Here is a 24,886-nt window from a genome sequence, read left to right as displayed (position 1 = left end):
ACGATGAAGGGAAACAGGGGCGGAGAGAGCAAGATTAGCCAGCGGAGCAGGGAGCGAGTCAGGGCATAAGCCTGAGTTAGGCAAAGGGGATGGAAGGGGAGGCATGGCTCACAGCGGAGAAAGGTAGGGCCGCGAGCGAACGAGCGATCATCAGTCAAGTGAGTAAACAGCAGCCCCGTGGCCTGCACGAGGAGGAGCAAGGTCGATTGGGGCGATAGGCGCTCTCGCTCACCCCTCTCCCTGCTCCAGCGAGGGCGTGCCAGGGGCTAGGGACCCAGTGGCAGTGAGGAGAAGAGACGCACTACGAGCGACTACAGCTATTTCTTGCTCTGTACAGCTTCGTTCAGCTCCTTACCGGCGGAGAAGCGCACACGGTTCTTTGCAGGCACCTGAATGGTCTTACCATCGCGCGGATTGACGCCCTTGCGCGGCGCACTCTTGCGTACCTTAAAGGAGCCGAAGCCAACCAGGCGGACCTCATCGCCGGACTTGAGAGCGTCGCGAATCACGTCCAGCGTCGTTTCCAGAATGATACCCGCCTGCTTCTGAGAGATATCGGCCTTCTGAGCGATGCGCTTGGCCAATTCCTGACGGCCAATCGTCGCAACTTCCTTCTTCTTCGCTGTTGCCATGGAGACCTCCTTACAACACAACTGTCGATGCAAGGCCGCTCCCGGTCTCGGCCCCGAAGACGCCGGGCCAGTCAAGCGGCATGACAACCTCACTGCCAAATAGAATATAGCACGCACTTTTCCGAAATACAAGCGGCTCGTCAAGCTTCAGAGCTAGGTTGTGAGGCTGAATCAGCCTGGGAAGCCAATTCATAGCGAGCGAACAAGTAAAAAATTGGCTTCCCAGGCGGGTTGACAGCTCTACCATAGCCAAAATTTTTAAACAGCAGCGTACAGAATCAAGCCATCATCTGTACGCTCCTGCCTGACATATCCCCCAAGACGCAGGTGCTCTAAGTGAGAGAGGATCTCGGCCACCGCCATCCGACGCGACTCGTCGTTCTTCAGACGGGAGCCAAAAACCTGCTCGGCGAGCTGATAGGCGTGCTGGGGACGCCGACCGAGCAGCGACAAAATCTCCAGTTCGCGCTGAGCGTGATGCCTGATCAGCTCGCGTACGCGGCGTGCCAGATGGCGGAATGGCTCGCCATGACCCGGAAGTACCAGGCTCGCCGGGAGATGACGCACCTTCTCCAGCGACTGAATGTAGTCCCCCAGTGGATTGGCCCGATTGTACTCCGAATAGAGGCCGATATTGGGCGTGATGCGCGGCAGTACATGGTCGGCGGCCAGTAAGAGGCCATCGCGCTCGCGGAAGAGCACAATATGACCGTCCGAATGACCGGGCGTCCAGATGACGCGGTAGTGCTCCCCAACCAGGGTAATTTCAGCTCCATCTTCGACGTGGGTAATGGCCTCCGCCGGAGGGACGCGAATGACAAAGTTCATCACCTCCGGTGGCAGCTGCGAGCTGACTGTCGGTTCCAGCGGCGGCATTCCATGCGGCCTGAAAAACTGATTCGCCAGAGCGAAGGAGCGCTGATGGCCACTACGATCGCTCTGGCCATCCCGCCACATCGCCTGCATAATGGCGGCATCGATGGGATGCATATAGACGGCGGCGCCGCTCTGCTCCTGCAATTCTGCCGACAGGCCAATATGGTCGGGATGATGGTGCGAGAGCACTAAAGCCCGCAACTCCCGTAGCTGCAAGCCGGCACGCTCCAGCCCCTCAGTCAGGACGGCGCGGGCCTCGGGCGTTCCCATCGCTGCATCGACCAGGGCCCAGCCATCACGGCCCACCAGAGCATAGACATTGACCGTGCGCAGAGGAAAAGGAATGGGCAGAGTGATCTTCCAGACGCCACTCACAACCTCCTGGGCTCCCGGCGTTAGCTCGGCGGGATGCTTGGGGCGCTCATCAGCCGTGGCACGGTTCTTCTTATCGTCACTCAAGAGAGTCACCTTCACTCGCTACTCTCTCCAGCCGGGCAGATCGCTAGCAGCTTCACACCCTCGCTTGTCCTCCATAACCCTCCCCTGCTTCTTCTGGCCTCTGCCCCACGACCGGAGACTTGAATAGAGGGACAAACAGAGACAGAAACGCTCAATTCTCATGAGAAAGCGCCCACCGGCTGGCCAGGATCAGAGGCTCGCCGGAGCGCCAGTCTGCCTGGCGGGCCATTGCTCACGCCGGTGGCCTTATTTGTGATTGTAGGCGCCGCCTTACGGTTGTGTCAACCGAAAACCAGAGGCGTCTCGCCAGGAAGAGCGCGCACGTCCCTGCATTGCTCGCTAGATGTGCGTGCTCGGCGCTGCTCCATCAGAGCTGCCGTAGAGGTGTAGCAGTTCGGAGCGTGACATCCAGACCTCCTGGGGATAGCGGCCATAGGTGGTGCCGCGTGCGAGACGGGCTCGCCCCTGCGGATGATAGAGCAGCAACAGGCCGGTCATAAAAATGCGATCAGCCCGGCTCCACAGATTACGCGGTCTCTCTCGCAAGCTGAAGCCCAGGCGAGGGGCCGCCTGGCCTAAGAGAGTCACTCCATAGACCGCGCGTACCTCCGCACAGGCCGGCGTCTGCAACCAGGCTGCCAGGGCGCGCAGATCGGCGCGCATCATGCGCAGCAGCTCCCAGGGAGAACTCCGCAGAGCGGCATCGCGCAGGTGACGATTGGCCAAGTGTAGCTCCATCAGCCGATCGCCGCGGTCGATGCGCGTCCCATCAGACAGAACAAGGGGGCGCCGACCATGATAGCGCGTGAGACGGGCATGAAACAGACCATAGGGGGCAGCAGGCACTGGCTGAATCCTCAGCACAGCGAGCGACAGCTTCTCCCAAAATGTCCAGAAGCGCATGATTCCCCGCGCCTCGCCAGCGTGCGTCTCACGCGCCAGCGACCAGAGGGGATTGACACGCTTCCGTCGCCGCTGACCCTGCCGGATGGGATGCGTCCCCGCTGAGATGGCAGCCGTGGATAGAGCCGGCGTCGACGCCCTGAGCATTCTCTCTGCTCCGCCAGGTGCCCGCTCCTCAGCCCCTCCATCCTGCGGCTCCGCCAGGCGCCGCTGCTGACGCTGCTCGCGCACACGCAGCACCAGGATTGCCCCGAGCAGGAGAAAGACAGCGGCCAGAGCGAAGACCAGGCGATAGCCCAGGGCTGTCTGATCCTGACTAGCGGCCATACTGATGACCAGGCTACCAAGCAAGGGAGCCAGCGTCAAAGGCAGGTTCGATGAGGCGCCCCATAGACCCAGATCCTTGGCGGCCACCTCCAACGAAGGCAGGGCATCGATCGCCAGGGCCCAGTCAACGCTGGTATAGGCGCCATAGCCGAGACCAAAGAGCAGGCCCAACGGCCAGAGCGGCAGTGCTGCTGGCGCCACCACGAAGGCCAGGGCTGGCAGCCCCATTACCAATGTCGCCAGGCAAACGAGCGGCGCCCGGCGAAAGCGATCCGAGAGCATACCCAGACCCAGCGTACTGAGCAAGGCACCCACCAGAGCCAGCGTGGCCACAGCAGCCGTCTGCTGAACAAAATTGGAGACATGCGCCACATTCGCAAAATAGTACTCGATGAAGGTCATGAACAAGTACAGGCCCATCATGACGCAGAAGCGCGTCAAGAAGACAATGGTAAAATTGGAGCTGTGCCAGGGCGTGATCCAGTTGCTGACCAGCCAGTGGCGCAGCTCCTCCCAGGAGCGCAGTCGGCTTTTGGCCCGGGCCGCCGGATGATAGGACATCTCATGCACCCCAAAGGCAGTCACCAGAATACCAAGCAGCATAACCAGGTCGGTTACCACGTAATAAATCAGCGCTCCTCGCACAATCAGAGGAGCGCCGAGCGATCCCAGGCTCACCCCTCCGAGGAGCCAGGCCGCCAGACCCAGGCTGCCGACATTGCCCAAAATGGTCATCAGGCCCATGTAGCCAGATGCCTCGCCGCGCTGGTCCTCTGGCACCAGATCGGGCAGTAAGCCCTGATAGGCCGCCCAGACAACGTTGCTGGCGAACTGGAAGAGTGCCAGCCCAACCACCAACAGAGCCACATTTATGGCGCCCGCTAACAGGAGGGCACTCACCAGCGTCAACACCCCGCCGACCACGATATAGGGCCGCCGTCTGCCAAAGGGACTGCTGGTGTGATCAGAAAGCAGGCCCACAATGGGCGGCACAATCAACGAAAAAAAAGCCCCCATCGCCGACAGCCAGCCCAGAAAGGTCGCCTGCTCAGCGCTGCCAACCTGGCCCGGAGCGACAAACAGGAGAATCTGCGTCGGGATCACAATCGGCAAGAGGGCGGCTGATTGGATGTTGAGTCCGAGCCAGAGGAAGCTGAGGACCAGTTGCTCACGAACTGTCAGATGATGCTGAGAGATACGTGCATCCATACAGAAGACCGCCTTTATGTCCTGCTGCACCGCTGCGAGGAGAGCGGTTCGTGCTTTTATTATACTACCTGGCCGCCTGCCTGCGTTCAGCAAGGGACCCTCCCCCATCCCTACCGGGTTGAAGTTACGGACAATACTCTCAAGCTACTGATCAACGGCAGCCAGGACCTGGCGGTTACCAATAATCGCTATCTCGCCGCCTTACAAGCTGGCCTATGGTACTATGGCTTCCAGCTCATCATCACCAGTTTCAAGGTGCTCAGCCTGTGAATCAACCCGTGAACACTAAAGGGCCGGCAGCCAGCTCGACCTGCCCGGAGTGCCCGGAGGCGCCGGCCAGGCCGGGAGCAAAGACAGCAAGCAGGCAAGCAAGACTAGCTAGAGAGTGCCACAGCAGAGGACAGGCCCGTCTGGACCGAGTCACTCACTCATGGACTCTAGCGCTCTCCCAGCGGCAGTCAGCGGGCTTCAGCTGCTGTACAAGGGCCGCCAGCCCATCAAGATCATCAACGTCGTCGCGGTAGACCACCCAGGCCCGTACCGGCTGGCCGGCGTTCTCCCCCTGGCCGTCAGTGCTCGGACGGCGATAAAGCGCCAGGCTAATACGCGTTCCATTGGGGAAAAACTCCTCCTTGACGCGCGCCAGCTCCTCCCAGCGCAGCACCACCGTCTCGCCGCGCTGGCCGCGCTTCACGATCTCCTCCGCGCTCACGGTGATCGTAAAGGGCTGCGGAGCAATAATCCAGAGATAATAGATAAAACCAGCAATAAAGAGCAAAGCCGCAATAGTACTGCCGATTGCCGACAGGCCCTCGTGCAAAGCAATCAGCAGTACCGCCAGCGTAATCGCCAGCAAGGCCACGATTGTGACTGCTCGTTTCATAGGGCTGAGGCCTCGCCCAACAAAGGTGCGCGGCTCAGCCAGCGAAGATGAGACCATCGCCCTCCCTCGCAGATTGCCGAAATGCTGAGGCCGGCATCATCCCCCAGCCTTGCTGCTGGCAGCTGATGCCCATCCAGATTCTGGACCAATTGTAGCGGTCAGTCTCCCCCTGATGCAAGCAAGAGGTCAGGCAGCTGTCATAGTAAGCAGGCGTCTCAGAAGGCCAAGAAGGGCTGGCCAGCTGAGGTGAGACAGCCATCCTAACGTACTTTGCGTGAGGCATTTCTTATGATATACTGAAGCCGCTGTCTCGTTCATCTAGAGAGCACTGCCTGTAACAAGGGAGTAATCTAATCAGAATTCCTGGAATGGCCCACCCCGCTGGCGGGCAGGGCGAGGCAGCGCCAGGGCGTGAGTAGGAAAGCAACGGGAGCAGGACAGCAACAGTGCAGGTGATCTGCCCAGTGCGGTCTAGCCCAACCCAACCTGGGAGAGGCAAGCGCCGAAGTAGAAACCGACCAATCCTCTCTGTCTTGCTTTGTGCTGTTCTGTTTTGTGCTTGCCCTGCCCACACCGGCAGCACCAGGCAAGCCCGCAAGAGGAGACAGGAGCGTGTCTACAGAACGCAGCAGCCAGACGCCACGGTCCACCGGTAAGCTGTTGGCCACCCAGGGCTATGTAGTGGGTATTGAGATCAGCGGTAGCGGCACGCGACAATCAGTGGCCCTGGCCGATCTGGACGGCAACATTCTCTACCAGCTGCGCCGCCCTCTGGAGTATATTCCCGATACGACAACCCTGCTCCAGCTGCTGGAGGCCATGCTGGGAGAGGTGTTGGACCCCGAACATCTGCGCGATGGGCGCGTGCTGCGCGTAGGTGTCGCCGTTGGCGGGCCAGTCGACGCTTCACAAGGGATCGTGCGGACGCTCTACCATGCGCATGGTTGGGATAACTTTCCGCTGCAGGACTACCTGGCCGAACGCCTGAACGTCCCTTGCATCATCGACAATAACGCCAATGCTGCCGCTCTGGCAGAGGTGCTTTACGGGGCCGGCATTGGGGAGCGAGTGGCCCTCTACGTCGGGTTGGGTCGTGGAATTGGCGGTGGCCTCATCGTCAATGGCCGGATCTACCACGGCGTGACCTCGACGGCGGGCGAGATCGGCCATTTGCTCGTGATGCAGAATGGGCCGAAATGCTCGTGCGGCGGCTACGGCCACCTGGAAGCCATCGCCTCCGCTCAGGCGATCGTTCGCACGATGATCGGTCGTGCCGTCGAGCATCCTGCAACATTAGCGGCCATCCACCGCCTTACCGAGGGAAGGGCCGAGCGCATCACAGTGGGGCAGATCTTCCAACTGGCCACAGAGGGCGATGAGGTGGCTCGCTGCCTGATCGACGAGGTGCTGACCTACCTGGCCTTCGCTCTGGCCAATATCGTTCATCTTGTCAATCCCGGTATGATCATCTTAGGCGGGTCGGTTGCGCTCGTGGGGGAACCCCTGATCGCCCCCCTGCGCGAGCGTCTGCGCGCGCTCTGTCTGCCCGCAGCCAGCCAGCATCTGCGCATCGTTCAGGGCAAGCTGGGCCCCCAGGCGAGCCTTGTCGGAGCGGTGACGCTGGCTCTCCAGGATCTGTAATCGCTTTGATTGATAAAGAGGCATCGATTGTGGAAACAGGCCGGGTCATTTGCAGGCGTTACCTGCTGCGACGCTTGATTAAGCAGGGACCTTTTTGCACCGTCTATCAGGGCCTGGACCAGGTCCTGCAGCGCCCTGTCGCTGTCAAGGCGGTGCCCCCGTCGCAGGTGTCTGTCTATCGCACCGCCCTGCGCATGACAGCTCAGTTTTCCCACCCGCATATTGTGGGCCTCTATGATCTCGTTGGCGAGGGCGACCAGTTCTATGTGGTCCAGGAGTACGTCGAGGGTGAGGATTTCGCCGCCCTTCTGCAACGCCAGCTCTCTCCTCTTGAGGTGATCGAGCTTGGCAGCCAGCTCTGCCAGGCCCTGGTCTATGCTGCCAGCGGTACCCGCCGCGTCTGCCACGGCGACCTGACCCCCTCCGCCATTCTGCGCGATCGGCAGGGCTTTCTGCGCGTCAATAATTTCGCCCTTCCCAGCGATCTCGCCTATTTCAACGCCTGGAGCGTGGTCGGCGCTGCTGGCATCGTGCTCTCCGACCAGGAATTGCCTTGGGGCCAGGCAAGTGAGGGCCGCCTCGACGATGATACCCGCGCCGTCGGCCTCTTGCTTTATCAGTTGCTGGCAGGACGACCCGCCGGCGCTACCAGCGTCGAGCCGCCTCCCGATGGGCGCCTGCGCTTCCTGCGCGCCATTCCTCCAGAGCTGTGCGATCTCGTCGCCCGCGCAGTCATGCGTGACCATCCTCAGCATATCAATAGACCCGAAGCTCTCTATATGGAGCTGAAAGCACTGGGCGAGGCTCTGGAAACCGCCGTACCTGCCTCGGTCGCGGTAGGCGCACCGGCGGTGGAAGAGGGCGCCGTCGCCCGCCCCTTCACTCCCGCTCCGCTGCTGCCGGAAACTGACGGCCAGTCCCTCTCGTCGCTACCCGGCGGTGAAGGTGGGCGTCGCCTCTCCTCCTTTGCTTCCCCTACGCCTTCCGCTGGCCTCCAGCCGGGTTCTGCCCTGGAGCTGTCACCAGCTTCGCCAACCGTCGCCGACAGCTCGCTGAAGGTGACCCCTGCTCAGCCCCAAGCTCCCCTCTACCCTTACACCGGCACGCCACCTTCAACCCACTTCAGGCCAGAGGGGGAACCAGGCCAGGAACAACAACAGATCCCCTTCTTGCTGCTGCTGGTCTGCGGTCTGGTGATCTTTGCCTGCTTCTTTGCCCTGGGCTTCTTCTTAAGCACACTCCTGCTGCACTAGAGACGACCAAGAAAGCGCTCCTGACGGCGGGGCGAGCGGGCGAGCCAGGATTACGGGGAGAGTATGGAGAAGGCGAGGTGGTGTCCCAGGCTGCCGCCCTTTGGTCTCGCCCCGGCTGGTCAGCCAGCCGAGGCCGGCCAGCCGGCTCTGGAGAGGGCGAGACGTTTCGCGCGTTCGTCTACTCTTAACCTACTTGTTTGCTGGCTTAAACCCCACAAACTGGTTGATCCATCCCAGAACAGCGATAGGCATAGGCCATCTGCGGACTGTTGTGGGCCAGCCCAACCTGTCCCGCCGCATCGACAATGATTAAGCCCCCTTTACCGCTGGCTTTGGCACTCAAGACAGAGATGGCCGCCTGAGCTGCAGCCTCGGCGCTGGCCCCCAGGGCGACAAAGTCGGCAGCGCGCCGCGCCAGCAACAGGCGTACGAAGTCTTCACCCTGACCGGTGCAGGAGACCGCCGCATGCTCATCGGCGTAGAAGCCGCAGCCGACGAGGGGGGTATCACCGACGCGCCCGGGATACTTTTGAAAGATGCCACCCGTAGAGGTGGCCGCAGCCAACAGCCCTGACTCATCGAGAGCCACCGCTCCCACCGTTCCATGTCGCTCTTCGTCTACGTGGATGCTGGTCGCGCCGACCTGGAGGCGATAATAGGGAGGCTCCCCCTCGTCTGAGGCAAACATCGTTGTGGCTACTTCCAAACGGTAGAAAGGCGGCTCATCCTCGTCATCTTCAGCCGCCTGGCTCGCGACACCCCGTTGCCCCTCGCGCCAGCGGCGATACTGATAGTCAGTCAACAGCTCTTCAGTACGGCAGAGCGGAATTCCCTGTTCCAGCGCAAACTGCTGGGCTCCATGCCCAACAAGCAGAACATGCGGACTCTCCAGCACACGCCGCGCCAGCGTGATCGGATTCTTGACGCCTTCAACAGCAGCTACAGCTCCCACCTGCAGGGTGCGCCCTTCCATGATGCCCGCATCTAGCTCAATCCGGCCATCTTGCGTCAGGGTGGCTCCCGTGCCAGCATTGTAGACCGGATTATCTTCCAGGGCACGCACTGCCGCCTCAACCGCATCGAGAGCCGAGCCTCCTTGCTTCAGAATGCGCCATCCCAGCTCTGCTGCTTCCTGGCAGCCGGCTTGGGCGAGCGCTGCCCGCTCCTCGGGGATCGAGCCGGCTCCTCCATGAACAACAATGGCGATAGGCATCTACTCCTGTGCTCCTCATTTCCAACAGATTCATGGCTCTGAGTGCATTGTATCACGCAGCGCCCTTCAGCTTCGCATCCCCAGGCCGCAGGGGCTATGTATGTCACGGCTAGCCAGACAGCCACCGACAAAGGAAGAGGTAGAGGATTGACAGCACTGACTAATCCTGCTATAACATAGCGAACACTGTCGCTCATCAATCGTTCCCAGCCGACAGGACAGACAGCGTTTGTCAAGCAACCTGGACGGACCAGGAGTTCCCACACTGCAGTAAGGAGAGCAGGCATGACCCAGCCTCTGAGCGGCATCCGTGTACTTGACCTCTCCCGTCTCTTGCCTGGAGGCTACGCCTCGCAATTGTTGGCCGACTTTGGGGCCGATGTCATCAAGGTCGAAGAGCCAGGCAGCGGCGACTATGGACGGCACATGCCCCCCTACGGTCCCAGCGGTATGGGCCTGGCCTTTCTAGCGGTCAATCGCAACAAGCGCAGCCTGACACTTAATCTCAAATCCGAGGAGGGCCGGTCTATTTTCCTGCGCCTGGTACGCAGCGCCGATGTCCTGCTGGAGAGCTTCCGTCCCGGCGTTATGGCGCGTCTGGGCCTGGGCTACGAGCAGCTACGCGAGATCCGCCCCGAGCTGATCTACTGCGCCATTAGCGGCTACGGCCAGGACGGCCCCTATAGCCAGCGCGCTGGCCACGATCTGAATTATCTTGGCTATGCCGGGCTGCTGCACTACAACCGCGATCAGCAGGGAAGGCCGGTCATGCCCCCGACCCAGCTGGCTGATCTGGCCGGCGGTGGCCTGATGGCGGTGATCGGCATCCTCACAGCCCTCATCGGGCGCAGCCAGACCGGCCAGGGACGCCTGATCGATGTCTCCATGACAGAGGGAGCAATGGCGCTGCTGCCCCTGGCCATGAGCAGCTATCTGACAACGGGTCAGGCCCCCCAACCGGGACACTCTCCCCTCGACGGTGGCCTGCCCTGCTACAATATTTATGAGACAAGAGATGGTGGCTATATTACCCTGGCCGCCCTCGAACCGAAATTCTGGCACGCCTTCTGCACTCGCATCGGCCATCTGGAGCTACTGCCTTTCCATACTCCTGTCGGACCCGAGGAGCGCAAACAGGCGATCGCCATTCTACAAAGCATATTCAAAACCAGGACGCGCGATGAGTGGCTGGCTGAGCTGGCCGATCTCGACGCCTGCGTCGGGCCGGTCTACTCCCTAGAAGAGGCGCTCAGTGACCCCCACGCACAGGCTCGCGGCGTCGCCCACTTGAGCGCAATCGCCGGTGAAACGCTCGGCACCCTGCGCCCCTTCCCGCGTCTCTCCGACACGTCCCCGGAAGAGCGCTACCAGCCCCCACAACTGGGTGAGCACAGCGCCGCAATCCTGAGCGAACTGGGCTACAGCCAGGAAGAGATCGCTGCCTTCCGCGCACGGGGTATCATCTGAGGATCAACAGCTAGCACTCCCAGACCCTGGTTCCCCCGAAGGAGGCAATGAGCAGCCAGGAGAGAGACCGAGGCGGGCGGCAGTGAGTAAGCTACCAGACAGGCAAGCAGGCAGGCAGTGGACAGACAGCCCGGTCCATGTGATACAATAAGGGAGTCAGAGAACAGTAGATATGCAACAAGGGATCTCAGAGGGAAGAGAGGAGCCAGGCCAGCGCCTTTGGCAGCGCCTGCCGCCTAATCCCCTCGCCGAGCTACGCCAGGTCGCTGAGGAACAAGAGCGGGCAGGTCAGGCACTGCTCCGCCTAGAGATCGGCGAGCCGAGCTTCCGCACTCCGCCGCACATCATCGCAGCCGCCCTCGCCTCCCTGCAGGAAGAAGCCCAAACTTACGGGCCATCCTGCGGTTGGCCGTGGCTGCGCGAGCTACTGGCGGAGAAGATCAGGCGCGTCAATGGCTACGAGGTCTCACCGGCCAATATCGGAGTGACCGTCGGCGGAACGGGGGCGGTCCAGTTAGCCTTACTGGCGACCGTAGGCGAGGGTGACGAGGTACTGCTGCCCAATCCCGGCTGGCCCCACTACTATCGCCAGCTGGCCATTACAGGCGCCAGGCCCGTGCCCTACCCACTTGATCCGGCAAGCGGCTGGCTACCGGACTTGCCCGAGCTGGAGCGCCGAGTCAGCGCACGCACGCGCCTGCTGATTGTCAACAGCCCTGGCAACCCCACCGGGGCCGTCTTCCCCCGGGAAGTAGTGGCCGCTCTCCTGGACTTCGCCCGGCGTCATCGATTGTTGCTGCTCTCAGATGAATGCTACGATGAGCTTGTTTTTGAAGGAGAGCATGTCAGCCCCGCTACGCTGCTGACACCAGCGGAGCGCGAGCGGGAAATATTCATCGGCGTCTATAGCTTTTCAAAAACATATGCCATGACTGGCTGGCGCATCGGCTATCTGGTCGCGAGCCAGACTCTCATGCGCAGCCTCAGTCAGGTGCTTGACGCCAGCTATACCAGCCTGCCGCTGGCAACCCAGCGCGCCGCGGCAGCAGCCTTGAGTGGACCACAGGACTGCGTCGCTCAGATGCGCTCCGCCTACCGCCAGCGCCGCGATCGCGCGGTTGCTCTGCTCAAGCGCTACGGGCGCTACGAATACACGCCACATGGCGCCTTCTATATCCTGGTCAATATCGCCAGCAAGGGAAACGGCAGGCAGCACAGCAACAGCCGCGACAGCGCGCAGTCCAGCGCCTTCGCCCTGGAACTGCTCCGCCGCCGGAACGTGCTGGTCGTGCCAGGAGGCCTCTTCGGCACCAGGACCGTGAACCACGTACGCGTCTCACTGGGAGCAGAGGAGGAGACCATCGAGCAGGGCCTCAGCACCATCTGTGAGCTGTGCGAGGAGGAGGAGCACGCGCCAGGAGTCGGCGAGGCGCGCGAGCACAGCGAGGAGTTGGGACAACACTCAGCAAGAGAGAATCAGAGCGCATTGGGGTCCGGTGGGTAGCCTGCCTCCTCAGCCTTACTTATAGGCCACCACGCCAAACGCCTCCTGACGCGGCAACACCCGCGCAAAGCCAGCTTCCTGCAAACGGCGGGTCACTCCCCGTAAGGTGCTGCTACCCGCACGGCTCTGCAGGTCGCCAACATAGTGGAAGAGGCGCCCCCCTCCGCGGAGCACCCGATACAGCTCGCGATAAAAGGCACCCGAGTAGAGTTCGCCAGCCAGATCGAAGGCCGGCGGATCATGGATAATTCGCGAAAAATACTGATCGGGGAAGGTCGGCACCAGCTCGCTGGCATCGCCAAGCATGCGGCGGATCTTCGGATGATGGAAGAGATCCTGTGACCAGGGATTAAAGCGAGCCACCTCCTGAACCGCAGGATCAAGCTCGATGGTAATCACTTCGTCAGCATGGCGGGCCGCTTCGATGGCGGTATAACCCAGGCCAGTGGCTGTGTCCAGCACGCGCCCGCCGATGGGCGCCAGCGTGCGCATCTTGAGGCGCGTGTCCTCCAGCGGATCGACCTCCTTGACACGGTGCATGACAAAGCCAGCGATCAGCAGGCTGGGCGCCCCCTGCGTCGGATAGAGACTACAGGGGCGATTGGTCACCGACGAGAAGGTCTGGATGGCCCGCACGGAACCATGCTCCAGCAGAAAACAGCTATTGAGAGCAGATGCGATGCGCTCAACATCATCCCAACGCAACAGTTCGCCCGAAGGGAAAAGCACCCCCTCTTCGGTGAGGGCAACCGTCACTTGGGAGAGGCCCAGGTCCGGCGAGAGCTCCCACTGCCGCCTCCCCTCCCGACGAGCCTGCAAAAGAGGGGCAACCTGGACGTGTGATAAGACAACGTGTAGGCTGGTGACCACAGGTCGCAGTTCCTCGATTTTGAATGGTAGGTGTTAGCGCGAAGATTATATATGGGAGCAAGCTTCAATGCAAGGGGGCCATTTTGACTAACTAAGAGTCTTACTTCGAGGGGCATTTATTGCCATCCGGGTAGACAGCGAGTATAATATCTTTCAACATTTATTGTACCTGCATCGGTAATCGCCGTCTGCTAGCAGGCTCCCCACCAGGCCGTGCAGGTGGTAAATGCACAGCAATAAATCGATAAAAGATGGAAACATAACAAGGGAAAACGTATGAGTGGGCAACTCAGCATCATTCTGGTGCCACATACCCATTGGGACCGCGAGTGGTATCTGACCTTCCAGCAGTTTCGCATCCGACTGGTGCAAACCATAGACAAACTGCTGAATATCATGGAACATGACGCAGCATTCAAGCACTTCATGCTCGATGGGCAAACAATCGTGCTTGAAGACTACCTGGAAGTGCGACCGGAGCAGGAGGAGCGTCTCAAGCAATACATTGCCGAGGGGCGCATTCTCATCGGTCCCTGGTATCTCCAGCCCGATGAGTTTCTGGTCAGTGGCGAGTCGCTGATTCGCAATCTGCAGACGGGTCTTAAGCAAGCTGCGCGCTTTGGGGAGCCTATGCGCGTTGGCTACTTGCCTGATTGCTTCGGTCATATTGCCCAGATGCCACAGATTCTGCAGGGCTTCGGTATTGACAGCGCGGTTCTCTGGCGAGGTGTGGGCGATGAGGTCAGAGAAAGTGAATTCTACTGGGAGGCGCCAGATGGCACCAGGGTTCTGGTGATCTACCTGCCCGAAGGCTACGGCAATGCGCGCCTGATGCCCCTGACTCCTGATGCCTTCATCACGCGGCTGGAGATGGTGGTCTCGCAGCTACTCGACCGTACCCCGACCACGACGGACACGCTGCTCTTGATGAATGGCTCCGACCATTTGGAGCCGCAGCAGGGCCTGCCGGCAACCATTGAGGCAGCCAACAAGCTCCTGGGGAACGCCTCGCGCTCGGCTCACAGCAATCATCATCAGTATGAAGGTATTCATATTCAGATTGGGACGATTCCCCAGTACATCGAGCAGGTGCGTCGGCGCATCGAGCAGCAGCAGCGCCAGCTTCGCCTCCTCCAGGGTGAGCTGCGCAGCAGCCGCTATGCTCATCTGCTCCCTGCTGTCCTTTCGACACGTATGTGGATCAAGCAGCAGAACACCGCGCAGGAGCATCTGCTGCAGCACTGGGTTGAGCCACTGACGCTCTGGGCCTGGAAGCTCGGCGATGACTACCCGCGTGGTCTGGTGAACCTGGCCTGGAAATACCTGCTGCAGAACCAGCCGCACGATAGCATCTGTGGCTGCAGCATCGATCAGGTCCATCGCGAGAATAGTGTTCGCTTTGCGCAGTGTCAGCAGATCGGTGAGGCCCTGGTTAGCCGGGCCTTGCAGCGGGTCACTGAGAGCATGCGGACGCTGCCGCCGCAGCCGCTGGCTGGTCACGGGCAGACGTCTTTCCCGATCGTGGTCTTTAATATGGGGCCCGGGCCACGCAATGCGGCGGCCTCCGTCGAGATCCATATCGCTGAGTCGTTGCAGCGCGCAGTCCTCGTTGATGAGCACGGGCGGGCTTTGCCTTTCCGGGTGCTGGGCGAGCATCGTCGGCGCATCGGCAGCCAGACGATTCAACGTCAGGCGCTGGCCCGGATGCAAGCTGTGGGCACCTTTGACCGCCCTGGCCAGTTCCTGGCGCTGACCCATGATACTATCAGGATTGCGATGGGCATCCCCGACGACCCCGATGAGATCGTTGATCTGCGCGTGCTGCCTGCCGCTACTCCTGACCTGCGCCGCATCGAAATCGCCCTTGCGCCCTCCAATCTGCTCAAAGGCGACCGTGAGCGCTTGCTCGCCAGCGAGCAGGAGGTGCTGCAGCTGCTTCAGCGCGAAGAGATCAAGGCGCTGGAGTTCGAGGTCTTTGAGCTGGAACAGCAGAAGGTCGAGTTCCTGGCCAGCGAGCTGCCGCCTTACGGGGCGAAAACCTACTGGCTCTATCCGGCGGTCCAGCCCGACCAGGTTCCGCCGCTGGAGCATGCCACGCTGCACTGCTCTCCCCAGTCGATCGAGAATGAGTTTTATCGCGTCGAGGTGGATGGCGAGCTTGGTACGCTGACAGTGACCGACAAGGAGACGGGCGCTGTCTTCCGCGGCCTGCATCGCTTTGTCGACGGCGGCGACGTTGGTGACCTGTATACCTACTGCCCGCCCACACACGATACGCTGATCAGCACGCCGGCCCAGCCACCCCGTATTGAGTTGCTGAGCGCTGGTCCGGTGCGCGCCGCTCTGCGTATCAGCTCGATCTGGCGCCTGCCGGCGACCTGCAGCGATAGCCGCGATAGGCGCGGCGAGGGCTTCGTCGACTGCCCGATCACCAGCGAGATCTCGCTCTACCCCGGGGTGCGCCGCATCGATATCCACACGACAGTGGAGAACAATGCACGCGATCATCGTCTGCGAGTGCTATTCCCGATCCCTTATACAATAGAAAGGGTAGCCGCCGAGGGAACGTTTGAGGTGCGTCTGCGTCCGGTGACAGCTCCTCGCCCGGAGAACGTCAGCGAGTGGGCCGAGACACCCGTCAATACCTTCCCGCAGAAGCGCTTCGTCGACCTCAGCGATGGCCAGATTGGCCTGGCGGTCCTCAACCGCGGCCTGCCGGAATATGAGGTTGTGCAGGGGGGGCCGGGCCTGGCGCCGGGTCAGATGGCGCTGGCCCTGACCTTGCTGCGCTGCGTTGAGTGGCTCTCGCGCGACGATCTCTCAACGCGCCAGGGTCCCGCCGGCCCTATGTACTATACACCGGAGGCTCAGTGTCCTGGACGCCACGAATTCGACTACGCGCTGGTGCCCCATCGCGGCACGTGGGAAGCCGAGGATGGCCTGGTGGTACGCGAAGCCCAGGCCCTCAATCTGCCCGTCCGCGCCACGGTGACCAGCCAGCACGACGGCCAGCTTCCGGCCAGCACCTCGCTGGTCGAGGTCTCGCCCCCCGAGCTGGTGGTCAGCGCCATTAAACGCTCGCTCGATGACCAGGGCTGGGTGGTGCGCGTCTACAATCCGCTCGACCACGAGGTCGAGGCGACTTTCCAGCCCGGCCTTGCCGCCAGTCAGGCATTTGTGGCAAACTTACTGGAGGAACCGCACGAGCAGCTTGGATGGCAGGGGAGTCAGGATAGCTCATCGCTGCAGGACACACCTCCTATCCGGCGACAGCTGCGCGCCGGGGAGATCGTGACGCTGCTGTTCCGTTAGATCGTTCTTCTGTGAGTCTTTACTCAGCATCGATAACATGTTAGCTCTTCCAGACCCAGGCCCCGCTGAGGGTGAGGCTGCTTCTCGCTGGGGCCTCGTCTTGCTCAGGCTCCTATCCTGCCCTCTGCTCTTCTGAGGCAACGGTCGATGGCTGAGCAAGGCCTGTCAAGCTCCAAGGCAAGGTGTAACGGGAAAGACTGTGACGGGGCGGACCGGACCCGGAGACAGCGCCGCGCTGATCAGTGCACGCGCGACCACTTCCGCCCCGCCACGCCCCGCTACGCCACGGGAGCCTTGCCTCGCCGGCAGGCCAGCCAGGGGAGGGGGGTACTGGAAGTCCTGGAAGGAGCAACATTCAACCGGGGATGTCCGTTGTAATTGTGTGTACTGAGCTATGTCTATTCTGAAAGGGGCCTTCATCCTGTGAACGCGCAATCTCTTAGCCTTATTCTCGGAGCTACGCCCAGTGGGGGCGGCCTGCTAACAACCCTGCAGAACGCATTGGGGCTTATTATTAGTTTTTTTCTTGCTTTCTTCTTCGTTTTCTGGATAAGCTTGATCATCTGGACATTCCGCGATATTCGCTCCCGCTCCCAAGACCTGGCCACGCAGGTTATCGCCACTCTGTTGGTAGCGGTCTTTAACGTGGGCGGGTTGTTGATCTACCTGATCCTGCGCCCTCGCCAGACGCTGGCAGAGATCTACGAGCGCCAGCTGGAAGAGGAGTCGCTGCTGGCCGAGATGACAGAGCGTCAGACATGCACGAATTGCCACGCTCGCGTGGAGTCGGACTTTCAGATCTGTCCTTCCTGTGGACAGAAGCTTAAGCGGCCTTGTCCCAAGTGCGAGCGTCTCCTTGAGTTGCGCTGGTCGTTCTGCCCTTACTGCGCTACTAATCTGATGGGCATGCCGATGCAGGGTATGCCTAGCGTTCCCGGCGTCTCCGGTGTGCCCGGCGTTCCGTCGATGCCAGGCGTAGCCGGGATGCCCGCCAATCAGCCACCAGGCGTTCCGATGAGCGGGCCGCTCGGCGGTAATCGCTTCTAGCTAGCCTTGGCTCTTAGGCTCTTAGCTTCCGCAACTTGCTCACTCTGTCTTGCTGGCTGTTTTGGCTGACTGAGTGGGTGAGCCAGTGAATACGTGATAGAGCGCATGAGTAAGCAACTGGCCGACTGTAACAGCTGAGAAGACGATGGATTGGCCTGGCTTTGGCCGCCCGGCTATGTTATTCTGTCGTCTTTCTGCGCTGTCTGGCACCTTTCCCCTTGCACGGTGAGCGCTGCGCTGGCTCCCAGGCACTAGCTCGGTATTCTCTGCTCTGTTGCAGGACACAGTGACCGGCGATGAGCCGCCTGTCCGGTTCGCTGACCTGGTCAGACGGCTCTTGTCTTGTCTCTTTCAATCCTCTCTGAATCGCTGACCGGTCTGCTGCCTGGCTTGCACAAATAGCAGGGAGATATGAGCTGGCTGCTCGCTGTGTGCTTTTTCTCTTGTCGGATCGTTCGCTTCGCCCAAATGCATGCCTTCCTGCCCGGACCCGCAGATGCTGACTGTTGCCCGGTCCAGGCCAGGTATGGCGCTTGGAAAGAGGTGACGCCTCTCGTCACCGACGCCAGGCAATCTATATAGAGGATGAGCGTTTGAGCTGGCTGGCTGGTTGAGATGACAGGCCGATAGAGAGACAGGGCAGATCGGCGCAGCGACAGACGACACCCGCTCTAGCTCTACCAGTGGTCAATCTGTCCGTCTTTGATTGGCCCAAAGGTCTGCATGTGATATAATAAGAGAGACACCAAAGGGTAACTTCGTTACCACATTGGCTTCTCTCTTTCAGAAAGAATAGATAAGCAGCATAGCAGCTGAGACCTTTTCCTCACAGAGCCTGTCTCCTCGCCCTGGTCAGCACGAAGGTGCTTGAGACCGCCAGGCGCACGTATTCCAGACGATGCGCAATCGAGGGATGGATGGCACTGGCCGCGCCTTAGCCCGGTAGACCAGAGAGGAGCGGGAGTAAGGCAGCAAATCAAGCGAAGCGAGCAGTAAGGTTTTTGACGAGTGTTGCCTGTCCGTCTCTCTGTCCAGCCTGCGTGGAAACCGCCAGTCAGTCTGACTGCGGCTTTGGCGAGCGAGCAAGCGAGCAAGCAAGTGTCATGGCAAGGAGAGGCTGGGCGCCTTGGTTCTGAGGCTGTAGCCAGGCCGCTCAGGCAGACCGACAAGACTGACAGACAAGCAAGCGGACAGACGAAGAGACAGGCACAGGCCACGAGCATAGACCAGCCCGCCCTTGCGCTGGTGACCTGGGCTGAGGTGGTCAGGTCTGTCAGGGGAGAACTCGGCGCCGGCCAGCTACACGCCGGCTCGCGCGAGTCCACAGGCTGCGATAGCTACGAGGGCGAGAGCGGCCTCTTCGCTCTTTTTCTATAAATAGAAGGCTGTTAGCGCTAAAGGAACGTGCAGACCCTATGGCAAAAGCAAGAGAATCTCTGGCAGTAACGGCTGAGCAGGTAGCTGGTGATGGCGCTCTTCCGAAGGAGAAGCTCAACGGCTCCACGGTAGCGCCGCGTGGCAATGCCAGCAATGGGGAGTATAGCGAGCAGCATATCCAGATTCTGGAGGGCCTGGAGGCGGTGCGCGTCCGACCTGGCATGTACATCGGGTCGACAGATCAGCGCGGCCTTCACCACCTGATCTATGAGGTGGTCGACAACAGCGTCGATGAGGCAATGGCCGGCTTCGCCGATACGGTAACGGTCACGATCCACGCTGACCAGTCGGTGACGATCGAAGACAATGGGCGCGGTATTCCTGTGGAAAAACATCACCAGCGCCCGGATATGTCGACGCTGGAAGTGGTGATGACCATCCTGCACGCCGGAGGCAAGTTCGGCAGCGGAGTCTATCAGTTCAGCAGCGGCCTGCACGGCGTGGGTGTCTCGGTGGTCAATGCGCTTTCAGAATGGTGCGAGGTGGAGGTAAAGCGCGATGGACATCGCTATCGCCAGCGCTACGAGCGCGGCGTCGCTGTCACTCCTGTCGAGGACCTGGGACCGGCTGAGGGCCACGGCACCAAGACCACTTTCCTCCCCGATCTCCAGGTGATGGAGACTCGCGACTATAACTTCGATATCCTGGCCCAGCGCTTCCGCGAGATCGCTTATCTCAACCGCGGCCTGACGATCTCTCTCCGCGACGAGCGCAACGATCGCGAGGTCACTTTCTACTTCGAAGGAGGCCTCGTCTCGTTTGTTCGCTACCTCAATAAGAACCGCAACTGCCTGCAAAGCCGCCCCGTCAGCATCGTGCGCGAGGTCGACCAGGTGAAGGTCGAGATCGCGCTCCAGTACAACGATAGCTGGAATACAACGGAGTTCTCTTTCGCTAACGGCATCAACACGGTGGACGGGGGTATGCACATCACTGGCTTCCGCAGCGCCTTGACGCGCACGCTCAACGACTATGCCCGTAAGATGGGCTTCCTTAAGGAGAAGGAGAGCAATCTGACTGGCGAGGATGTGCGCCAGGGCCTGACAGCGGTGGTCAGCGTGAAGCTGCCGAACCCCCAGTTCGAGGCACAGACAAAGGCCAAGCTGAATAACGCTGAGGTGCGCCCGATCGTCGAAGCGGTGACCGCCGAAATGCTCTCGGTCTACCTGGAAGAGACACCCTCGGAGGCACGCGCGATCATCGAGAAGTGCTTGACCTCGGCGCGCGCCCGTGAGGCAGCTCGCGCAGCCCGCGAGCTGGTTCAGCGTAAGAATGCTCTCGATACGACTCTTCCCGGGAAACTGGCCGACTGTACTGAGCGCCGCCCCGATCGCTGTGAGCTGTACCTTGTGGAGGGCGATTCCGCCGGCGGCTCCGCTAAGCAAGGCCGCGATCGCCATTTCCAGGCCATCCTCCCCCTGCGCGGCAAAATTCTCAATGTGGAGCGTGCCCGCCTGCAGAAGATGCTCGAAAACGAGGAGGTGAAGAATATTATCACCGCCATCGGCGTGGGTATCGGCGAATCTTTCGATAAGTCGAAGCTGCGCTATGGACGCATTGTGATTATGTGCGATGCCGATGTCGATGGCGCCCATATTCGCACACTCCTCCTGACCTTCTTCTTCCGCTATATGGAACCGCTGATTACGGACGGTCATCTCTACATCGCTCAGCCACCTCTTTATCACGTGAAGATGGGTAAGGAGGTGCGTTACGCCTATTCCGACGAGGAGCGGGATGCTCTGATCGCTGAATATAAGGCAAAGCATAACGGGAAAGAGCCAGAGGTCGGGCGCTACAAAGGTTTGGGCGAGATGAATCCCGAGACGCTCTGGGAGACGACGATGGACCCGGCCCGCCGCACAATTCTGAAGGTGACGATCGAGGAGGCGGTGGAGGCCGATCGCGTCTTCAATATGCTGATGGGCGATGAAGTGGCTCCCCGTAAGCGCTTTATCGAAAGCCACGCGAAGAATGCTGAGCTGGATATCTAGCGTTTAGGAACCTACCGGACAGATGACACCCAATCGGTGCCTTGCTCTCTCCCTCGCTGACCAGCCTCTTCCGGCTGGCGAGGGAGAGGCATGAACTCGCAGCCCGCACTCCTGTTATTTTCCTCCCTCTTCTCCTGTCAACGCCTTGCCCTCTCTCCTTCCTCCTAGCCAGGCGCTCCTGAGCGTTTCTCCCTGTTGAGGCTGTCAGCAAGCTCAGCCGATGGCAGAGAAGCACCTGTCTCTCGTCCCCGAGTAAGCAGCGATTTCTAGCAGGCAGATCACCCGCCCCTCTCGTCTGGCGAGGGAGAGGCAGCAGCTCCAGCTCCACGGCGGTGCGGCCAGGCCAAAAAGAAAGAAAGAGGAGACCAGCGTCAGGCTGGTCTCCTCGCTTTAAGGTCTCTCTACTCTACCCCAGGCAGTGCTGTGCCTGGTGACTAGTGGGCGGCTATGGCCTCGGTGCGTTCGCCGCCTCCAGTGGTGGGCGGCGCTGGCCGCCTGGTGAAGTGCTCCTTGATATCCTCAACCAGTACATAGAGGGTAGGAACAAGGAGCAGGGTAAGCATAGTTGAGGAAGTCAGGCCGCCAATGACGACGATGGCAAGGTCGCCTGAGATGAGCAGGCTGTCGCCGCCTCCAATGCCCAGAGCCATCGGGATTAAGGCCATGATCGTGGCCAGCGCTGTCATCAAGATGGGACGCAGGCGTCGCCGTCCACCCTCCACGACTGCTGCGCGCGCATCCAGCCCTCGTGCCCGATATTGGTTCACCAAGTCGATCAAGACGATGGCGTTAGTGACCACGATACCGATCAGCATGAGGAAGCCAAAGAGGGAGGAGATACCGATCGGCGTGCGCGTAATGGCTGCTAGGATCAGCGAGCCAACGCCCGCAAAGGGAATGGAGATCAGCAGGATCAGCGGCTGCACCAGGCTGCGGAAGGTAGCCACCATGACGATGTAGACCAGAGGAATGGCTACCAGCAGGACAAAGTAGAACTGCTGCAGAGCCTGATTTTGCAGCGAGGTATTGGTGCCCAGGCTGGCACTGGCCCCATTCGGCAAATGGAGGCTGTTGATGCGCTGCTCGACATCGTGAGTCACGGCTCCCACATTATCGATGGTGGCGGTCAGGGTAATGGTGGCCGTGCGCGTGCCGTTCAGATGCGAGATCTGGGTCGGCCCATTGACCTGGCTGACGGTGGCAATATCCCCGAGACGAATGCTGCCCGAGCCGGTCGGCAGCTGGAGATCACGTAGCTGCTGCAGGCTAGTTGGCGCTGTCCCCAGCTTGAGGTCGACATCCTGTTGTACCCCGTTGAGCGTCACATGGGTGACCGTGGTGCCATTATAGACCATCTGCAACAGCTGCCCCACCTGGACCGCGGTGAGACCGTGAGCCAGAGCCTTCGTGGGATCGACATGAACGTCAATCAGGGGGACCGCCGAGGAGAGGTCGCTGCTGACATCGGTGGTGTTGGGCGTATTGGCGACTGCATCGTAGACCTGCTGGGCCGCCTGGCGCAGCGTGGTCTCGTCAGGAGCCTGGACGGTGATATCGACGATGTTACTGTTGCTGGTCTGCAGGAAGGTAAAGGTGCCAACCCCCTGCAGTGTCTTGAGACGGTCACGGACGGTCTGCTGCACCTGATTGAGATCAGCGCTCGATTTGACGGTGACGGTATAGGTGGCACTACTGCCATTGGAGGCCCCAGGACCGAGGTTGAGCAGGGGGTTGTCACCCCCGCCGATGGTCACCTGATAGGCCTGGATATCAGGGATGGTGCTGAGCATGTTTTCAACAGGCCGCGCCGCCGCATCGAGGCGGGCCAGGCTGGCTGTCGGCTCCAGCTTCTGGCTAAAGCGGAAGGAGGTCGCTCCCTGGTTACCGAAGACGTTGACCGGTAGCAGCGGGAAGAGCGCGCAGCTGCCAAGGAAGAGCAGCAGGGCCACCACGAGTGTAATGGCCCGGTGATGGGTGACCCAGCGCACCAGCGGGACATAGCCCCGCTCCAGGAAGCTCGGCTTTTCCTGGGGGAGTGCACGCTCGCTCTTAGCCTTCTCCGCGGGACTCTTGAGGAACCAGTAGGCCAGCACCGGGATAATGGTCAGGGCCACCAGCAGCGAGGCCAGGAGAGCCACAGTGACCGAGAAGGCCAGTGGGTGGGCATACTCGCCAACGATGTCACCGATAAAGGCCAGCGGCAGAAAAACACAGACGGTGGTCAGGGTCGAGGCCGTGACAGCAGTCGCAACCTCTTTGACTCCGGCGAGAACAGCCGTGCGCTTGTCTTCTCCTCCTCGCAGATGGCGATAGATATTTTCAAGAACAACAATGGAGTCGTCGACAACTCGCCCGACAGCAATGGTCAAGCCCGAGAGAGTCAGCAGGTTGAGCGAGTAGTTTCCCACCCAGAGGCCGATCAGAGCGATCACAATCGAGAGCGGGATCGAGATCGCCGTGACCAGGGTGGAGCGCACGGAGAGCAGGAAGATGAGAATGACGACGATGGCAAAGAGCGCACCGAGCAGCCCTTCGCGCGCCAGGTCGCGGACCGACTCCTGAATGTAGGGGGCCTGGTCGCTAACGACGGTAATACGAGCATTATAGCCTAGCTTGCGCTCCAGGTCAGGGATCTGGTTGTTGACTTCTTGCGAGATGGAGACCGCGTTGCCGTCGTTGGTCTTGGTGATCGAGATGCCCAGGCTGGGCTGGCCATTCGTACGCGTGAGGGTAGTCGAGGGCGCGAGATCTTCTTTGACCGTGGCCACATCGCCAAGCTTGATCGGCTTCAGGGTGACACCCGCCGCGGCGGCAGCGCTGGCACTGCTGCTGGCATTGATCTGTTGTTGCTGCAGAGCAGCGACACTGCTGGCGCTGGCCGCTGCAGAGCTGCTCGGGAACTGACCCTGTGGCAGGACCGCCTGCTCACCTACAACCAGGTTCTTGAGGTCATCTAGCGAGCCAAGGGTGTTCCCCACTCGCACTGCGAGCGTTTGATCGTTGGTGGTTTGCTGGCCCGCCGGCAGCGTGATGTTGTTGGCCTGCAGCACCTGCTCAACCTGATTGACGGTGAGATTGTGCTGCTGCAGCTTCTTGGGGTCGAGCGTGATGCTGACAATCTGCTGGCGTACACCAGTGATGCTGACATTCGCCACACCATTGATCCCCTGCAACGCTGGCACTACAATCTGTTTGAGGCGCACAGCAAGGTCCTGCTGGTTCTGATCCGAACTGACGGCCAGGATGATGATGGGCACATCAGCAAAGTCATACTGCTGGACCTGCGGGGTGACGTTGGATGGCAGACTGGACTGGGCCTTGTTGATCTCTTCGCTGATGGTCTGCTGGGCCCGGTCAAGGTCGGTCCCGAAGTTGTAGTAGATGGTGATGACAGATAGCCCCTGGCTGGATTGCGAGGTGATCCGCTGCACATTAGAGTTGCCCTGGAAGTTGCTCTCTAGCGGATCAGTGACGTCTTGCTCTACCTGCGCCGGGGCAGCGCCTGGATAGGCGGTGATAACCGAAATAGCTGGATAGACGAGTGGAGGAAGAAGCTCTTGTTTCAACAACGGGATGATATATCCTCCTAACAGGAGCACGGCAATAGTGGCTAAGGCCACTATGCTCCTGTTAGCCATGCTCAGTTTCGCAAGGCGATGCATACTGTTCTCTCGTACCCTTTCTGGTCTGGTTCTAGATAGATCTAGAACGGTGCAGTTTCGAAATGTTTTTACGAATGGCCCCGGCTATTGGTTACAATCAGGGGCGAAAAAACTGTCCGAGAGGGTGACCAGAAAGAAAAGGCTAGCCCAGGGCTTTTCTCTCACTCTTCTCTCTTACAATGAATGAAGCAAACGGC

At 60.5% G+C, this 24,886-nt stretch carries 15 protein-coding genes; 8 read left to right on the top strand and 7 right to left on the bottom strand.

Annotation, left to right across the window (positions count from 1 at the left end; genetic code table 11):
* Window positions 1-317 precede the first annotated feature (317 nt).
* From KTAU_RS16475 to KTAU_RS16465, 3 genes are all read right to left on the bottom strand, one after another.
* Complete coding sequence (locus tag KTAU_RS16475) at window positions 318-632, bottom strand: HU family DNA-binding protein (protein ID WP_112430834.1); 315 nt, start codon at window positions 630-632, stop codon at window positions 318-320.
* 258 nt (window positions 633-890) lie between these two features.
* Window positions 891-1,967 carry an MBL fold metallo-hydrolase gene (locus tag KTAU_RS16470; protein ID WP_170293368.1) on the bottom strand — a complete coding sequence of 359 codons (1,077 nt, stop codon included), beginning with the start codon at window positions 1,965-1,967 and terminating at the stop codon, window positions 891-893.
* A 339-nt stretch (window positions 1,968-2,306) separates the two neighbouring features.
* Window positions 2,307-4,406 (bottom strand): MFS transporter, encoded by a 2,100-nt coding sequence (locus tag KTAU_RS16465; protein WP_170293367.1) that lies wholly within the window; start codon window positions 4,404-4,406, stop codon window positions 2,307-2,309.
* On the opposite strand from KTAU_RS16465, the gene KTAU_RS21680 reads away from it, so the two are divergent.
* Window positions 4,380-4,676, top strand: coding sequence for a hypothetical protein (locus KTAU_RS21680; protein WP_170293366.1), 297 nt, complete (start codon window positions 4,380-4,382; stop codon window positions 4,674-4,676). The two genes, KTAU_RS16465 and KTAU_RS21680, sit on opposite strands and share 27 nt — an antisense overlap.
* 154 nt (window positions 4,677-4,830) lie before the next feature.
* Here KTAU_RS21680 and KTAU_RS16460 read toward each other — a convergent pair whose 3' ends face one another.
* Complete coding sequence (locus KTAU_RS16460; RefSeq protein ID WP_151729393.1) at window positions 4,831-5,346, bottom strand: hypothetical protein; 516 nt, start codon at window positions 5,344-5,346, stop codon at window positions 4,831-4,833.
* A 555-nt stretch (window positions 5,347-5,901) separates the two neighbouring features.
* On the opposite strand from KTAU_RS16460, the gene KTAU_RS16455 reads away from it, so the two are divergent.
* Both KTAU_RS16455 and KTAU_RS16450 read left to right on the top strand, forming a co-directional pair.
* Window positions 5,902-6,930, top strand: coding sequence for an ROK family protein (locus KTAU_RS16455; RefSeq protein WP_170293365.1), 1,029 nt, complete (start codon window positions 5,902-5,904; stop codon window positions 6,928-6,930).
* A 5-nt stretch (window positions 6,931-6,935) separates the two neighbouring features.
* A complete protein-coding gene (locus tag KTAU_RS16450) occupies window positions 6,936-8,183 on the top strand; it encodes a protein kinase domain-containing protein (protein WP_170293364.1) in 1,248 nt (415 codons plus the stop codon).
* Window positions 8,184-8,388: 205 nt separating this feature from the next.
* Here KTAU_RS16450 and KTAU_RS16445 read toward each other — a convergent pair whose 3' ends face one another.
* On the bottom strand, window positions 8,389-9,396 hold the full coding sequence (locus tag KTAU_RS16445) for an isoaspartyl peptidase/L-asparaginase family protein (RefSeq protein WP_151729390.1): 1,008 nt from the start codon (window positions 9,394-9,396) through the stop codon (window positions 8,389-8,391).
* A gap of 285 nt (window positions 9,397-9,681) precedes the next feature.
* On the opposite strand from KTAU_RS16445, the gene KTAU_RS16440 reads away from it, so the two are divergent.
* Both KTAU_RS16440 and KTAU_RS16435 read left to right on the top strand, forming a co-directional pair.
* A complete protein-coding gene (locus KTAU_RS16440; RefSeq protein WP_151729389.1) occupies window positions 9,682-10,863 on the top strand; it encodes a CaiB/BaiF CoA transferase family protein in 1,182 nt (393 codons plus the stop codon).
* 172 nt (window positions 10,864-11,035) lie between these two features.
* Window positions 11,036-12,367, top strand: coding sequence for a pyridoxal phosphate-dependent aminotransferase (locus KTAU_RS16435; RefSeq protein ID WP_151729388.1), 1,332 nt, complete (start codon window positions 11,036-11,038; stop codon window positions 12,365-12,367).
* 15 nt (window positions 12,368-12,382) lie between these two features.
* On the opposite strand, the gene KTAU_RS16430 is transcribed toward KTAU_RS16435, so the two are convergent.
* Complete coding sequence (locus KTAU_RS16430) at window positions 12,383-13,237, bottom strand: class I SAM-dependent methyltransferase (protein ID WP_151729387.1); 855 nt, start codon at window positions 13,235-13,237, stop codon at window positions 12,383-12,385.
* Between the two features lie 276 nt (window positions 13,238-13,513).
* Between KTAU_RS16430 and KTAU_RS16425 the strand changes: the two genes are divergently transcribed.
* From KTAU_RS16425 to gyrB, 3 genes are all read left to right on the top strand, one after another.
* The gene (locus KTAU_RS16425; RefSeq protein WP_151729386.1) at window positions 13,514-16,549 is read left to right on the top strand and encodes an alpha-mannosidase; all 3,036 of its coding nucleotides are present in this window, start codon (window positions 13,514-13,516) and stop codon (window positions 16,547-16,549) included.
* Window positions 16,550-16,972: 423 nt separating this feature from the next.
* A complete protein-coding gene (locus tag KTAU_RS16420; RefSeq protein WP_151729385.1) occupies window positions 16,973-17,596 on the top strand; it encodes a zinc ribbon domain-containing protein in 624 nt (207 codons plus the stop codon).
* Window positions 17,597-19,011: 1,415 nt separating this feature from the next.
* Window positions 19,012-21,027 (top strand): DNA topoisomerase (ATP-hydrolyzing) subunit B, encoded by a 2,016-nt coding sequence (gene gyrB / locus KTAU_RS16415; protein WP_151729384.1) that lies wholly within the window; start codon window positions 19,012-19,014, stop codon window positions 21,025-21,027.
* Between the two features lie 434 nt (window positions 21,028-21,461).
* On the opposite strand, the gene KTAU_RS16410 is transcribed toward gyrB, so the two are convergent.
* On the bottom strand, window positions 21,462-24,665 hold the full coding sequence (locus KTAU_RS16410; protein WP_228026514.1) for an efflux RND transporter permease subunit: 3,204 nt from the start codon (window positions 24,663-24,665) through the stop codon (window positions 21,462-21,464).
* Window positions 24,666-24,886: the final 221 nt, after the last annotated feature.

It is taken from the genome of Thermogemmatispora aurantia (assembly GCF_008974285.1).
Lineage (GTDB): Bacteria > Chloroflexota > Ktedonobacteria > Ktedonobacterales > Ktedonobacteraceae > Thermogemmatispora > Thermogemmatispora aurantia.
This window is presented reverse-complemented; position numbering and strand designations above follow the sequence as displayed.

What these genes read in the sequence shown, in the direction of transcription:
- KTAU_RS16475 (WP_112430834.1), bottom strand. Translation starts at nt 632, where the DNA reads ATGGCAACAGCGAAGAAGAAGGAAGTTGCGACGATTGGCCGTCAGGAA.
- KTAU_RS21680 (WP_170293366.1), top strand. Translation starts at nt 4,380, where the DNA reads ATGATGCTGAGAGATACGTGCATCCATACAGAAGACCGCCTTTATGTC.
- KTAU_RS16465 (WP_170293367.1), bottom strand. Translation starts at nt 4,406, where the DNA reads ATGGATGCACGTATCTCTCAGCATCATCTGACAGTTCGTGAGCAACTG.
- KTAU_RS16460 (WP_151729393.1), bottom strand. Translation starts at nt 5,346, where the DNA reads ATGGTCTCATCTTCGCTGGCTGAGCCGCGCACCTTTGTTGGGCGAGGC.
- KTAU_RS16445 (WP_151729390.1), bottom strand. Translation starts at nt 9,396, where the DNA reads ATGCCTATCGCCATTGTTGTTCATGGAGGAGCCGGCTCGATCCCCGAG.
- KTAU_RS16440 (WP_151729389.1), top strand. Translation starts at nt 9,682, where the DNA reads ATGACCCAGCCTCTGAGCGGCATCCGTGTACTTGACCTCTCCCGTCTC.
- KTAU_RS16435 (WP_151729388.1), top strand. Translation starts at nt 11,036, where the DNA reads ATGCAACAAGGGATCTCAGAGGGAAGAGAGGAGCCAGGCCAGCGCCTT.
- KTAU_RS16425 (WP_151729386.1), top strand. Translation starts at nt 13,514, where the DNA reads ATGAGTGGGCAACTCAGCATCATTCTGGTGCCACATACCCATTGGGAC.
- gyrB (WP_151729384.1), top strand. Translation starts at nt 19,012, where the DNA reads ATGGCAAAAGCAAGAGAATCTCTGGCAGTAACGGCTGAGCAGGTAGCT.
- KTAU_RS16410 (WP_228026514.1), bottom strand. Translation starts at nt 24,665, where the DNA reads ATGGCTAACAGGAGCATAGTGGCCTTAGCCACTATTGCCGTGCTCCTG.